16 protein-coding genes are annotated in these 13627 nt (G+C 56.3%); 11 read left to right on the top strand and 5 right to left on the bottom strand.

The features are described from left to right. Positions 1-11: 11 nt before the first annotated feature. Entirely contained in the window at positions 12-227 is a 216-nt protein-coding gene (locus tag AC0L6A_RS05905) for a twin-arginine translocase TatA/TatE family subunit (RefSeq protein ID WP_473292818.1), read from the bottom strand. 225 nt (positions 228-452) lie between these two features. Continuing rightward, on the bottom strand, positions 453-1544 hold the full coding sequence (locus AC0L6A_RS05900; RefSeq protein ID WP_473293393.1) for an ABC transporter ATP-binding protein: 1092 nt from the start codon (positions 1542-1544) through the stop codon (positions 453-455). A gap of 184 nt (positions 1545-1728) precedes the next feature. Here AC0L6A_RS05900 and AC0L6A_RS05895 point away from each other — a divergent pair, with 184 nt between their 5' ends. The 6 genes from AC0L6A_RS05895 to AC0L6A_RS05870 all read left to right on the top strand — a co-directional run bounded on the left by AC0L6A_RS05895 (position 1729) and on the right by AC0L6A_RS05870 (position 7901). Then, positions 1729-2952 carry an MFS transporter gene (locus AC0L6A_RS05895; protein WP_473292817.1) on the top strand — a complete coding sequence of 408 codons (1224 nt, stop codon included), beginning with the start codon at positions 1729-1731 and terminating at the stop codon, positions 2950-2952. 69 nt (positions 2953-3021) lie between these two features. Next, complete coding sequence (gene metG, locus AC0L6A_RS05890) at positions 3022-4737, top strand: methionine--tRNA ligase (protein ID WP_473292816.1); 1716 nt, start codon at positions 3022-3024, stop codon at positions 4735-4737. A 204-nt stretch (positions 4738-4941) separates the two neighbouring features. Then, positions 4942-5436: an NUDIX hydrolase gene (locus AC0L6A_RS05885; RefSeq protein WP_473292814.1), complete on the top strand. Its 495-nt coding sequence runs from the start codon at positions 4942-4944 to the stop codon at positions 5434-5436. A gap of 100 nt (positions 5437-5536) precedes the next feature. Next, positions 5537-6028: a DUF1178 family protein gene (locus AC0L6A_RS05880; protein WP_473292812.1), complete on the top strand. Its 492-nt coding sequence runs from the start codon at positions 5537-5539 to the stop codon at positions 6026-6028. A gap of 66 nt (positions 6029-6094) precedes the next feature. Then, positions 6095-6547 (top strand): GNAT family N-acetyltransferase, encoded by a 453-nt coding sequence (locus AC0L6A_RS05875; protein ID WP_473292811.1) that lies wholly within the window; start codon positions 6095-6097, stop codon positions 6545-6547. A 118-nt stretch (positions 6548-6665) separates the two neighbouring features. Next, positions 6666-7901 (top strand): aspartate kinase, encoded by a 1236-nt coding sequence (locus AC0L6A_RS05870; protein WP_473292810.1) that lies wholly within the window; start codon positions 6666-6668, stop codon positions 7899-7901. 100 nt (positions 7902-8001) lie between these two features. On the opposite strand, the gene AC0L6A_RS05865 is transcribed toward AC0L6A_RS05870, so the two are convergent. Further along, a complete protein-coding gene (locus AC0L6A_RS05865; protein WP_473292809.1) occupies positions 8002-8358 on the bottom strand; it encodes a VOC family protein in 357 nt (118 codons plus the stop codon). Positions 8359-8442: 84 nt separating this feature from the next. On the opposite strand from AC0L6A_RS05865, the gene AC0L6A_RS05860 reads away from it, so the two are divergent. Further along, entirely contained in the window at positions 8443-9177 is a 735-nt protein-coding gene (locus AC0L6A_RS05860; RefSeq protein WP_473292807.1) for a helix-turn-helix transcriptional regulator, read from the top strand. Positions 9178-9193: 16 nt separating this feature from the next. On the opposite strand, the gene AC0L6A_RS05855 is transcribed toward AC0L6A_RS05860, so the two are convergent. Then, the gene (locus AC0L6A_RS05855) at positions 9194-9844 is read right to left on the bottom strand and encodes a TetR/AcrR family transcriptional regulator (RefSeq protein ID WP_473292806.1); all 651 of its coding nucleotides are present in this window, start codon (positions 9842-9844) and stop codon (positions 9194-9196) included. Between the two features lie 94 nt (positions 9845-9938). Here AC0L6A_RS05855 and AC0L6A_RS05850 point away from each other — a divergent pair, with 94 nt between their 5' ends. Together AC0L6A_RS05850 and AC0L6A_RS05845 are read left to right on the top strand one after the other, a co-directional pair. Further along, positions 9939-10646: an NAD(P)H-binding protein gene (locus tag AC0L6A_RS05850; RefSeq protein ID WP_473292804.1), complete on the top strand. Its 708-nt coding sequence runs from the start codon at positions 9939-9941 to the stop codon at positions 10644-10646. Positions 10647-10755: 109 nt separating this feature from the next. Continuing rightward, on the top strand, positions 10756-11415 hold the full coding sequence (locus AC0L6A_RS05845) for a hypothetical protein (RefSeq protein WP_473292803.1): 660 nt from the start codon (positions 10756-10758) through the stop codon (positions 11413-11415). 14 nt (positions 11416-11429) lie between these two features. Here the strand turns inward: AC0L6A_RS05845 and AC0L6A_RS05840 are convergent, their stop codons facing one another. Then, on the bottom strand, positions 11430-12335 hold the full coding sequence (locus tag AC0L6A_RS05840; protein ID WP_473292801.1) for a DMT family transporter: 906 nt from the start codon (positions 12333-12335) through the stop codon (positions 11430-11432). A gap of 134 nt (positions 12336-12469) precedes the next feature. Between AC0L6A_RS05840 and AC0L6A_RS05835 the strand changes: the two genes are divergently transcribed. Then, complete coding sequence (locus AC0L6A_RS05835) at positions 12470-12925, top strand: hypothetical protein (protein ID WP_473292800.1); 456 nt, start codon at positions 12470-12472, stop codon at positions 12923-12925. A gap of 67 nt (positions 12926-12992) precedes the next feature. Next, positions 12993-13580: a hypothetical protein gene (locus AC0L6A_RS05830; RefSeq protein WP_473292799.1), complete on the top strand. Its 588-nt coding sequence runs from the start codon at positions 12993-12995 to the stop codon at positions 13578-13580. The last annotated feature ends 47 nt before the right edge of the window (positions 13581-13627 follow it).

Below are 13627 nucleotides of genomic sequence, written 5' to 3'. Positions count from 1 at the left end.
CCTTAGGCGGCTTACGCCTTGTCTTCTTCGGCTTCAGGAGTCACGTCTTTGGCGACTTCGGCGGCTTCGTCTTCGATTTCCTTCTTGCCGTCATCCACGCCCTTCTTGAAAGCGGTGATGCCTTTACCGACCTCACCCATCAAGGACGAGATTTTGCCGCGGCCGAACAGAACCAGCACCACGACGGCAATCAGCAGAAGGCCCGGAAGGCCGATATTGTTGAGCATGTTATTCTCCCTAGTCCAAAAGCCTTTGGGCGGCTTTCGTAGATATATCGCCCAGAACATTTATTGCCTTGCGCAGGAAGTTCAAAGCCCCAAAGGGAAAAAACTGTCTGATCTGCCGTTATTTCAGGGAATTGAGGCGGCATGTCGCATGATCGCATCGGGCATCACGGGGCAAACCCCTGAATTGGTGGCACTGACTGGGGACCGATTCTAAACTTCTGGCTATCACTTATGCGGGAAAACGAAGCAACGGTCGCGACGAATGGCAATCCAAAGCGCCGTTTCCGGCTTTGGAAGGAACACCGATGGAACCGATGCCGTCAGTGTGGATTCATCGCGCTCCATCTGAAACTCGACAAGGCTCTCTTTGCCAATAAAGCGCGCACGCTTGACCAGCGCGCGGGCCCAGACGCCATGTTCAGGAGTCGGGCTTGGCCCAACACCGCCGCGGTCGAAGTCGATCTTCAGGTGTTGGGGACGGATCACGATGTCCACTTGCGAACCATCCGGCACGCCCGGAGCAAGGAATTGACCGAAAGCCGTTTGGGTCAAAGCGCCTTCGACTTTGCCCGAGATGACATTTACATCAGAAAAGAATGCTGCCGCCTGCAAGTCAACTGGCGTGTTGTACACGTTGTAGGGCGCGCCGCGTTGCACGATCTGACCGGCCCGCATAAGGGCAATCTCATCGGCCATGCGCATCGCCTCTTCCGGTTCATGCGTGACCAAAAGCACGGCGGCGCCTTCTTCTTTCAGGATGCTTAGGGCCTCATCCCGGATACCGTCACGCAGTCGGTTGTCCAGCCCAGAGAACGGTTCGTCCATGAGCATGATGGACGGCCGAGGCGCTAAGGCCCGAGCAAGCGCAACGCGCTGCTGTTCGCCGCCCGACAATTCATGAGGGAACTTGTCAATGAATGTGCCAAGACCAACTTTATCCAGCAATTCATGTACACGCTGGCGTTTTTCCGTTCGGGTGCCGGTCAAGCCAAAGGCGACATTGTCCCCAACCGATAGGTGCGGAAACAACGCGAAATCTTGGAACATCAATCCGATATGGCGCTTTTCGGGTGGGACGAACACGCCGGGGCCAGCTACCATTTGGCCATCAATCCAGACTTCGCCTTCGGTTTGGGTATCGACGCCAGCAATAATTCGTAGCGTGGTGGATTTACCGCAACCTGACGGCCCCAGAAGGCCGGTCACCTGCCCCGCTTGGAGCGACAAAGACACATCGCGCACGACGTCCAGCCCGCCAAAACTGCGTCTAAGACCGCGCACCTCAAGCCGTGCCGTGGTCTGACCTGTTCCGTCCATCCGCGTTGCCTTCCCTTTGCCCGATGCAATTCCTATCGTTTCCATCAGGTTTCCTTCGCTTACCAGCCCCCCGGTTGCCTCGCAAGTGAAACAGCGAAAAACGACATGATCAGAAGCACGACGTCGCGAAGAGGACGGACTGGTCCACCAAAGTTGCCAAGCTTTGAGGGAACAGAGGTGACCAATGCGATTATTTCTAAGCTTCACCCCTTTGCTGCTGTCCATCGTGTTGGTGCAGTTAAGCTCAGGCGGGGCCGCTCCTTTGGATGCGGTGTCGGGCCTGACACTGGGCTTCACTCGGACCCAGGTTGGCCTGTTGGGTTCGGCGCATTTCGTGGGGTTTTTCGTGGGATGCTGGTGGGCGCCTCGCCTGATGGGAACGGTGGGCCACGCGCGCGCTTATGCGGGGTTTGCTGCGCTGGGAGCCATCGGCCTGTTGGCGCACATGATGTGGGTCAATCCCTACGCATGGGCGGTTATGAGGATGGCGACGGGATTGTGCGTGGCAGGCAGCTATACGGTGCTTGAAAGCTGGATCAACGCGCGCGTGACCAACAACACGAGAGGCCGCGTGATGGGCGGCTATCGCATTATTGAACTGGGTGGGTCGTTGGGCGCCCAGTTGATGATCGCTGTTTTGGAGCCCGCACATTATATTAGCTACAACATACTGGCGATGTTCTGCTGCGCGGCCATACTGCCTTTGGCATTAACCCGCGCACGCCAACCTCAAATACCCGAAGCGCCGCGCCTCCGCCCCGCACTGGCCTGGATCCGGTCCCCTCTGGCAGTTGCCGCAGTGATCACATCGGGCATCACCACATCCGCTTTTCGTATGGTCGGCCCGATCTATGGCGACGAGGTCGGCCTTGAGACCAGCCAGTTGGCGTGGTTTTTGGCCGCCTTCGTGTTGGGCGGCGCGCTGGCGCAACTTCCAGCAGGTTGGCTTGCAGACCGGTACGACCGGCGCTGGGTGCTGATTTGGCTGTCAGCTGCGGCCATCGTCAGCTGCATGATCACAATACTGGCAGCAGGGTCTGGCATCGCCGGAGTGTTTCTGGCCGCCGGGCTCTTTGGCTTCACCACTTTCCCGATCTTTTCGGTCGCCGCAGCACACGCAAATGACTTTGCCTCAAGCGAAGAACGGGTCGAACTATCGGCGGCCCTGATGTTCTACTACGCGGTTGGGGCCATTGCATCGCCACTGCTGGCGTCAAACCTGATCGAGAGCTATGGCCCACCTGCCCTGTTCACAATGATTGCTGCGGGCCATGTGGTTTTGATCGGATTTGGTCTAGCTCGGATGCTCAGACGCCCAACATTGAAAGAGCGTACACCCTATACCTATACCCCGCGCACGACGTTCTCGATGGGTCGGCTGTTTGGTAAATTGCGGGATCGGGGTTAACAGACTTCCGCCTCTGGTCACGACGCAGGGCATGTCGTATACGGCGACAAACACGTTACGGGAGCTCACATGAACCGCGTCCTCATCACTTCGGCGATCCCTTACATCAATGGGATCAAGCACCTTGGCAATCTGGTCGGCTCGCAGCTGCCAGCGGACCTTTATGCCCGCTATAATCGCTGCCGGGGCCACGAAGTCATGTTTATCTGTGCAACCGACGAACACGGCACTCCGGCTGAACTGGCCGCTGCGAAAGCTGGTAAGCCCGTGGCAGAGTTTTGCGCCGAAATGCACGCGGTTCAGGCCGAAATCGCAAAAGGCTTTCGCCTGTCGTTCGACAATTTTGGCCGCTCGTCCAGCGACCGCAATCGCACGCTGACCCAGCATTTTGCGGGCAAACTGGCCGACAACGGCCTGATCGAGGAAGTGTCGGAAAAGCAAGTCTATTCCAACGCCGATGGCCGCTTCCTGCCCGACCGTTATATCGAGGGCGAATGCCCCAACTGTGGCTATGACGGCGCGCGTGGTGACCAGTGTGAAAACTGCACCAAGCAGCTGGACCCGACCGACCTGATCAACCCGCGCTCGGCCATTTCAGGATCAACCGATTTGGAAGTGCGCGAGACCAAGCACCTGTATCTGCGTCAGTCCAAGCTGAAGGACAAGCTGGATGCGTGGATTGATACCAAAACCGATTGGCCGGTGCTGACCACATCCATTGCCAAGAAGTGGCTACACGATGGTGACGGGCTGCAAGACCGCGGTATCACGCGCGATTTGGATTGGGGTGTCCCCGTGAAAAAGGGCGGCGAGGATTGGCCGGGTATGGAAGGCAAAGTCTTCTATGTTTGGTTTGATGCGCCGATTGAATACATCGCAGCGACCGCCGAATTGGCCGACGATCTGGGCGAAGGCGACGACTTCTGGCAGCGCTGGTGGCGCACCGACAAAGGTGCCGATGACGTGCGTTACGTGCAGTTCATGGGCAAAGACAACGTCCCCTTCCATACGCTGTCGTTCCCGGCGACGATTATGGGGTCGGAAGAACCGTGGAAGCTGGTCGATTACATCAAATCGTTTAACTACCTGAACTATGATGGTGGGCAGTTCTCGACCTCAAAAGGTCGTGGCGTCTTCATGGATCAAGCGCTGTCGATCCTGCCCGCTGATTACTGGCGCTGGTGGCTTCTTAGCCACGCACCTGAAAACTCGGACAGCGAGTTTACGTGGGAAAACTTCCAAACCTCAGTGAACAAAGACCTCGCCGACGTGCTGGGCAACTTCGTCAGCCGCGTAACCAAGTTCTGCCGCTCCAAGTTCTCGGAAGCTGTGCCCGAAGGTGGCAGCTATGGCGAAGCCGAAACGGCTCTGATCGCCGATCTGAACACCAAGGTCCGCGCCTATGAAGGTCACATGGAAGCCATGGATGTGCGTAAAGCCGCACAGGAATTGCGTGGCATATGGGTCGCTGGCAACGAATACCTGCAAACCACAGCACCTTGGTCGACCTTCAAGGAAGACCCTGATCAGGCAGCGGCTCAGATCCGTCTGGCCCTGAACCTGATCCGCCTTTACGCGGTGCTATCCGCCCCATTCATCCCCGATGCGTCAGAAACGCTTCGCGAGGCGATGAACACAGACATGGATTGGCCGGGCGACGTGGGCGAAGCCCTTGCGAAACTGAAAGAAGGGCACGCCTTTACGGTGCCCGAGAACCTTTTTGCCAAAATTGCCGACGAGCAGCGCGAAGAGTGGCAAGAACGGTTTGCCGGCACACGGGACTAGGGTCCCAACGGCCTACCCAATACGTATTTGAAGCGCCCCGCCAATCGGTCGGGGCGTTTTTCATTGCCTGACACCCAACACTGCACCTGATCTGGGGGCAAGCCCCCTCTTCCCCACCATATCTGCCGCTTTTTCCTTTATTTCGCCCTAAAACAGGCTATCTTTAAAGAAGAATAACAATAACCGGATAAGCTGACCGGACAGATGGGTAGCAAGAGCGGTAAGAAATTGACGATTGCTAAAGGCAAACAAAAGCCAATTCGGCTATCGCTGAGTGATAAGCGATCCGTGCGCACGCAGTTTGGCGCGCTGCCGTTCCGTATACACGACGGCAAAGCCGAATTTCTTCTAATCACCTCACGCGGCACCGGACGTTGGATCATCCCGAAAGGCTGGCCAATGGATGGGGAAACCCCCGCAGGTGCCGCCGCAACCGAAGCGTTTGAAGAGGCCGGGGTTGAGGGCAAGCTTTATCACCAAGTGCTGGGCTTTTATGCCTATGACAAAGGTCATGCGGGTGAGAAACTTCCCTGTGTGGTGGCTGTGTTTCCGCTGAAGGTCAAAAGACAGCTGAAGTCTTTCCCCGAGAAAGGTGAGCGCCGCCGCAAGTGGGTGAGCCGCAAAAAAGCGGCGCAGATGGTGTCCGAGCCTGAGCTGCGCCAGATCATCAAGGATTTCAATCCTAAGCTTCTGCGTTAGGTGATCTGCCAGAAAGGCAGACGTATGGGCCTTGCGAAACATGGTTGCGAGTTTCATATATCCTTCAAACTAAGTGACTTCACGTGGACAATCGAACGCTATGATCCGTTACGCCTTGAAATGTGACCAGAACCACAGCTTTGAAAGCTGGTTCCAGAACGCCGACGCCTTTGATGGGTTGCGTGCGGCCGGTCACGTTGTGTGCCCGGATTGTGGCTCGTCGAAGGTCGAGAAATCGTTGATGGCCCCCAAGGTGCGCCCAGCGCGCAATGCAGCCCAGAAACCCGAAGCTGCGCAATCCAAACCCGTGCCAGCCCCGGCAGCCACTGCTGCCACGACACCCCATGTCGCCCCGCCCCCTGAGGTACAGGCTGAAATCGAGGCCGAGATCGCCAAACTGCGCACCAAGGTCGAGGCTGAAAGCGATTATGTCGGAGAGGACTTCGCCAAAGAAGCCCGTGCCATGCATCTGGGCGAAGCACCCGAGCGTGCAATCTATGGCGAAACCAAACTGGAAGACGCCAAAGAACTGATCGAAGACGGCGTGCCTGTGCTGCCCTTGCCGTTCACACCGACACGCAAGGTGAACTAAGGCACCTTGAGATCGAAGGGTTATCAGCTAGGCTGTCGCCAAAGACACCTCATTCAGGACGACGCCATGCCCGCTGATATCACCATCCGGCCCATCTGTGCCGACGACAAACCCGCATGGCGCGTACTGTGGACAGCCTATCTGGATTATTACGAGACCAAGCTGGACGACGCAGTGTTCGACAGTTCGTTCGCGCGAATGCTTTCGGGCGAACCCGGCGAGTATCAGGGGTTGGTGGCAGAGCAAGACGGTATGCTGGTTGGCCTGACCCATTTCCTGTTTCACCGCAGCATGTGGAGCGTTGAGAACACATGCTATCTAATGGACCTCTATGTGGACCCCAACTTGCGTGGGGGAGGTGTTGGCCGACAGCTGATCGAGGCTGTGCACAAGATCGCCAAGGATAATGGCTGCTCAGGCACCTACTGGATGACGCAAGAGTTCAACTATAAGGGCCGGATGCTGTATGATCAGGTCGCCATGAAGACGCCATTCATCAAATATGCGAAGAAGAACTGAGAACGCTGTACCCCGGTTCTGAACTCGGATTCAACTGTTACCCCTTCCACACTTGCCCTTTGCCCCCCCACGCCCTAAACACGCGCGAACGCAGACTGAGAGACAGGACAAGGGCCACATGCCTATTCTTGTGATGAAATTTGGCGGCACATCGGTTGCCAATCTGGATCGGATCCACCGGGCCTCGAAACGGGTCGCGCGCGAGGTGGCCAATGGCTATGACGTGATCGTCATTGTCTCGGCCATGTCGGGTCGCACCAACGAGCTTGTGGGCTGGGTGAACGAGACCTCGCATTTGTATGACGCGCGCGAATATGACGCCGTTGTCAGTTCGGGCGAGAACGTGACCGCAGGGCTTATGTCGTTGCGTCTTCAAGAGATGGATATCCCCGCGCGCAGCTGGCAAGGCTGGCAGGTTCCGGTGAAAACCACCGGTGTACACTCGGCCGCGCGGATTGAAGAGATTCCCAACGACAACATCATGGCCAAATTTGGCGAGGGCATGCGCGTTGCCGTTATCGCGGGTTTCCAAGGTATCGCTGATGATGGCCGGATCACCACGCTGGGTCGTGGCGGATCGGACACCACAGCCGTGGCCTTTGCCGCCGCCTTCGGTGCTGAACGTTGTGACATTTATACGGATGTGGACGGGGTTTATACCACCGACCCGCGTATCTCGGACAAGGCGCGCAAGCTGGACAAGATCGCGTTCGAGGAAATGCTGGAACTGGCGTCTTTGGGCGCGAAGGTTCTACAAACCCGCTCGGTCGAGCTGGCCATGCGTTACAAAGTGAAACTGCGGGTTCTCAGCAGTTTCGAAGAATATGACCCGGAAGCAGGCACGTTGGTCTGCGACGAGGAGGATATCGTGGAAAGCAATGTAGTCTCGGGCGTCGCCTATAGCCGCGACGAAGCGAAAATGACCCTGATCTCGGTGGCTGACCGCCCCGGCATCGCGTCCGCCATCTTCAGCCCCTTGGCAGAGGCCGGCGTGAACGTGGATATGATCGTTCAGAACATCTCGGAAGAGGGTCGCACGGACATGACGTTCTCGTGTCCCGTCGATCAGGTGGCCCGTGCCGAAAAGGCTATGGCAGATGCTAAAGCAGCCGGTGACATCAACTTCCACGACATCGTGGCGGATCAGGATGTGGCCAAGGTGTCGATCGTAGGCATCGGCATGCGTAGTCAAGCTGGTATCGCCGCCAAAATGTTCGAGGTGCTTTCGAATGAAGGCGTGAACATAAAGGTTATCACCACCTCCGAGATCAAGATCTCGGTCCTGATCGACCGCAAATACATGGAACTGGCCGTGCAGGCACTGCATGACGCGTTTGAGCTGGAGAAGGCGTAAGCGGTTACGGCCTTACGGTTGGAAATGACAACGGCCTCGCAGCGATGCGAGGCCGTTTCTATTTAGGGCGCGGCACGTGGGATGCCGACCCCCAACCCGCTTAGTCAGAGAAGCACAGCTTGTTCCCGTCCAGATCCCGAACATATGCAGAGAACCGCGGCCCACGTTGCCCCGGCTTGCCCTGGCACGTGCCCCCAAGGTCGATCGCCAAGGCGTGCATCCGTGTAACCTCGTCCGCATCCCCAACGCTAAACCCAACCATCATTCCGTTCCCTACGGTGGCGGGGTTTTCATCAAAGGGAGTTGCTGCGGCGAAGGCGAAATCCTCGCCGACCCAATAAGTCATCCTATCCGAAGGGGACAGGCATTGAAGCCCAGATTGGTCAAACAACGCGTTATAGAAGGTTTTGGCCGCATCCATATTGTTGGTTCCGACGACGAAGTAGTTCATTTTCATAGGGTGATCTCCTTTTTCTGATTTCAGGCCTTGGTTCCTCACCCTCATATTGATTAATACGCCATTTTGTGTCCTATTTGTTTGATGGCACGATCAAATGCACATGAAAGACTGAAACGGATTGAACTTCTGGCCGCTCAGCTAAAACAGGATACGCATTGCACCGTGGCTGACTTGGCACGGCAGCATGGCGTCAGCGTGCGGACGATCACGCGCGATCTGGCCCTTATGCGGGACCAAGGCATGCAGATTGACGCGGATCGCGGGCGTGGCGGCGGTGTACGTCTGGATCAGCGCTGGGGCGTTGGCAGAATGAACCTGTCCTACGGCGAAGCGGTGGATCTTCTGATCAGCATTGCGGTGGCTGAAAAGATGGACTCCCCGTTGTTTCTGGCCAATCTCGGGGCGGTCCGAAGACAGTTGGAGGCTTCCTTCTCGCCAGAGAAGCGCGCCAAGGTCGACCGCCTAAAATCCCGAATTCTGATTGGTGTTACGGCATCGACATATGTTCAGGCAGGTGCGCATGCGCCTCCGAAGCGGGTCGTACAAGCGTTGCACCAAGCTTTTATTGATCAAGAGGTGCTTGAGGTTCGATATCAACGCGAAGATGGAACGCAATCGAAACGGAAGATCGAGCCCCACTACCTGCTTTTGAAATACCCAATTTGGTACGTTGTCGCCTATGACCACCTTCGGGAAGGTCCACGGGTTTTCCGATGTGACAGAATGCGAGAGGCCACTAAAACCGGATCGTCATTCGCGCTTAGGCCCAAAAGCGCATTCGAGCCTTCGCTAGAGGATGACGATCTTTCTGTTTGACGAGTGATCGTCGTCGTTAGAAGTTGCCCCCCTCCAACCCTGAAATTATCAACTCCACCCCCTGCGCAAAATTGTGCAGTCCATCATATTCGCGGGCGGCGACTTTCTCGGCCATGGCGCGCAGGTTGGGATAGGTCTCGGCGGGGATCAGGTGCAGGTGGGCTTTGGTGACTTCGGCGTATTCCTCGGGGGCGAAGGGGAAGTTTAGTTCTTGTAGCGTGAAGCCATAGATGTGGCTGTCCATCAGGTTCCAAGCGTGGTCGGCGTCAATCAGCGCGAACCCAGCATTCGTCATCACCGAGAGCGTCGCTTCGACATAGGCCAGCACGTTGGGACCTGTGTTCGGCAAGGAGACCATCAGCTGGATCGACCATGGATGGCCCAGGAATGTGGCGCGGGCATTGTGGGCGCGGGCGCGGAGTTCCTCCTGCCATTTGCCGTCTGGATTGGGCAGTGGAATCTGCCCGACGGCCCAGTCCGCCATGCCCATCAGCAATTCATCTTTATTGGCGAAATGGTTGTAGAGCGACATCGCTTCGACCCCCAAAGCGGCTGCAAGTTTGCGCATAGACAGCGAATCGGATCCGGCCTCGTCGGCCAGTTTCACGGCGGCAGCAAGGATCGCCTCCCGCGTCAGTCTAAATGTTTTTCCTGATTTCTTAGCCACTTGCGCCTCTTTCAGTTCCCACACTTGATTTACTTACAGTGTAAGTCTATATCAAGTCCCAAGTTAACTTACAGTGTAAGTAAAGGGATTGAAAATGAAACGTATCTGCATCGTCGGCATCTCCGGCAAACTTGGACAATATATGCTGAAACACGCGCTTGATCGCGGCTATCACGTGAATGGCGTGTGCCGGGAAAAGAGCGTCGGCAAGCTTGACGCCATCATGGCCAAGCATGGGGATCGCATCACGCTTTTCCCCGGCAAGACCAATGACCGCGCGGTGATCAAGCGCGCCGTGAACGGGTGCGAGGGCGTTCTGACCGTGTTGGCCCCGTGGGGTGTGCAGCAGTATTCATCAAGCACCGCGCAGGCGGTGATGGACTTCGCCGAGCCTGACGCGCGGCTGATCTATTCCTGCGGCTGGCACATCACGCTGGACGGCAAGGACCGCTTTTCATGGAAGATCAACGCAATCATAAAATTCCTAAGCCCGCTTCTGAAGTGGCTGCGCCTGGTCGAGATCGACGACCAGTACCTGGCCTGTGACCTGATCTTTAAATCAGATACCAAGTGGACCGTGGTGCGCGGATCGGACCTTGAGGAAGGCGACAGTCAAGGGCTGCCCGTCTGGTCCGAGCATGTGCAGGACCCGGTGCTGGCGTCCAACATGACCCGCCGGATCGACTTTGCATTGTTAATGGTCGAGGCAATGAAAAACGACGCGTTGATCGGGAAAGCGCCGGCTATTTGCGGGGCTGGGACTGAAAGTGCGCAGGTGGTTGGTGCCGCAGTCAGGGGCTAGACTTAGCTGACACCAACTCTAGAAAATCATGGCAGGGCTCGGCGCACAAAAGGCAAACCCTTGAGTGCGCCACCTTGCCTGACGCTCCACCCTGAGTTACTCCAGCCACATGAAACTCTACCTATTTGCCTTCGCAGCTGTTGTGACGAGCCTTGCGATACTTGGCTCAACGAGCACCAACCCCTTTGACACCCAAACATCGTATGAGCGCGATCTGGAATTTGTGGTCGATATCCACCTAAGAAATCGGGACAATCCAACACAGCAATCGGCTTTAGAAAAGCAGGTCGCACGCAATGTTGGAAGCGCGCTGGAAAAATTTGATGCACGGGTCATTGATCATGATGCGTTCCAATCCCATCTTTTTGACGGGTTCGGAGAGTGGCTTAAAAAGAACGCAATTGCACAGGTCAAAGCTTCATACACAGAGCATCTCGACCAACAGGAAATCGAAGTGCTCGCAGACTACTATCGGAGCGATGAGGGGCGGGAATTTCTTCGCCTAGTTCATTCGACCGACGAAACGCCACCGGAACATGTCGAATCGTTCTATGAGGGTCCTGGGCGGGCGCTCGCTAAACATGCGGAAGATTTCACCAACGACATCATGAGACACAGCGCTGAGATACAGAGCGACATAGGGGAGTTCCTTTCCATGCGCCGTGTCGCGGATATCGCGGCAAGGCCCGACGTGGTAGCGTTTGACGGTGACCGCAAACGAAGTGACGTCGTTGCTGCTATGCGCGCCGCGCACGATGCGCAGCAATAGCCGCTCTGTCCTGATCAGCGTAGCTTTCCAAACACCCGCCCGTCATTCACCGCGAACCCCACCGCGATGATTGCGAAGCCGGTCCATGCCTCTGGGCCAATGCGTTCGCCAAGGAACAGCGCTCCGAGACCGATGGCGAAGGGCGGGATCAAAAGGGTCACGAGCATCAGGTTCGCGGCCCCTGCCCTGACAAGGATTGCGAAGTAAAGCACATAGGCCAGCGCGGTCGAAAGCGCGGCAAGGCCAAGAAGTGCGCCCCATGTGGTGGTGGTCAGGCTCAGCGTCGGCGCACCGTCCACCATCCAGACGATCGGCGCCATGATCAGTGTGCTCGCCATCACCATGCCCAACGCATTCATAAGCGGCGGCTGCCCAGCCAGCATAACCCGCCCCCAGACACTGGCGAAGGCATAGGACAGCGCGGCCCCAAGGATGGCCAGTTGCGCGAGATTGGCGGGATTGAAGCCCGACACGGCCTCTGGCCCCATGATGACGCCGACACCGATCAGACCCAGAACTGCGCCTCCGATCTTGCGGCCGGTCAGGGGTTCGTCGACCAAAAGCACGCCTGCGACCACCGCGCCGAACATGGCCGTGGTGCCGTTCAGGATCGAGGCAAGGCCACTTTCAATCTGCGTCTGCCCCCAGAAGATCAGTGAGAACGGGATCGCATTGTTCAGCGCGCCCATACCCAGATAACCCAGCCAGATGCGCGGATTGCGCGGGATCGGGATGCGTTTCATCGCCACGATCACGGCCAGAATAGGAATGGTCCAGAACACGCGATGCAGCGTTATAGTCAGGGGTGGCACCTCCCCCAGCGCGACCTCGGCAAAGAAAAAAGACCCGCCCCAGACGGCAGCCAGTGCGATCAGCATGATCCATGCTGTGCGGTCCATCTGGAGGGAGGGTTGGGGCATTGGGCGGCGTCCTTGGTTGTTGCCCACAGTCATGTCGGGATTTGCTGCGAAGACCAATCCGTTTCTTGTGGTTTCGGTGGGATAGGTTGAACACTATAAGAGGCGCATGTTTAAATGATTACGCGGATTTTGAAATGAATTTGAAATTGTTGGTCGGACCTTCAATTGCCGTGCTCATGGCATGTTCCGCTGTAGACAATCGTGCTGAAATTTTGCCGGAAAGCATTTGGGAAGTAACGGTAAATGGCATAAGCCACGCTTCGCTCAGTATCTTGTTGGAAATGGCAGATAATCCTGAGCCGAGCATTGAAAAAAATGAGATCTGTCAATTTGAAATCACAGGGGCAGATGTTCAATGGCTGGAAGAGCAGTACCGCTCCGGCAGTAAAAAAAGGCGGACCACAGACTATGAAGAAAGGCTGGCTTGGTTTGTGGCCCATGATCGGCAATCCGAAAACTATATTGCCAGTACAGGCTTCTCGTTCCTAACACCCAAGGGTAGAGTGTTTGAGTTATCAGAAGGCCAGTTGAGCGAAGTCGAACAATTCATCATGCAAAAAGAGAGAGAGGCCGGGTGTCGAAGTATTTGAATTGCTACGAGTTTGGGAAAGACTTCATGGCGCAAATTAGAAATGCATCTAAGGTGAGGTTGTTGGTTTGAGCTGGCAGAATTCGACGATCTCTGAAATCACGCAATCCTTCTCGGAACTTGGTTTCACCAAGCGTAGAAAGAACGTGGCTGCCAAAGAGCTGGGCAAGGGCAAGTTTCTATGCCTGAGCGTTGGCTCCTCCAAGATCAAACTCGGCCCGCTGATGGTTGACATCTATGCGAACTGTTATTGGCGAGAGGTCGAAAAGCTTGTTGCCGTCGGGTGCGGATTGAAACAAGGGTTCGCGTCATCGTTTACATCGGCGCGCATGCTGAGCCAAGGTCACCGGTACACAATCGGAAGTAACGAAAGCAAAGCATCGGTCATTCCGCAGATTCTGGAAGACGTGAAAGCCATTCCGGAAAGGCAGCTTCTGGAGCTCTGCGACACACAGGCGATTATCGCTGGTATCAAAGAGGGTATTTCCAATGGGGGAGGCTATGCCGAACGGCTTGTAGCTATCGAGTGGATCACTCATGGCCGGGACGCAGCGGCGTCGCGTTTCGAAGAATGCCTCACGCTCGTTCAAGACGACTTCCACAAGTCGAGACTGTCTAAGTTCTGGGAACGAGTATCGGATTCGAATGTCGGCTGATAACAAGCTCAGGTACATCCCTCGCACACAAACAAAAAACAGCCCAC

It is taken from the genome of Aliiroseovarius sp. D2-2 (genome assembly GCF_055809455.1).
Note: the sequence above shows the minus strand (reverse complement) of the source record. Positions and strands in the feature narration are given on the sequence as shown.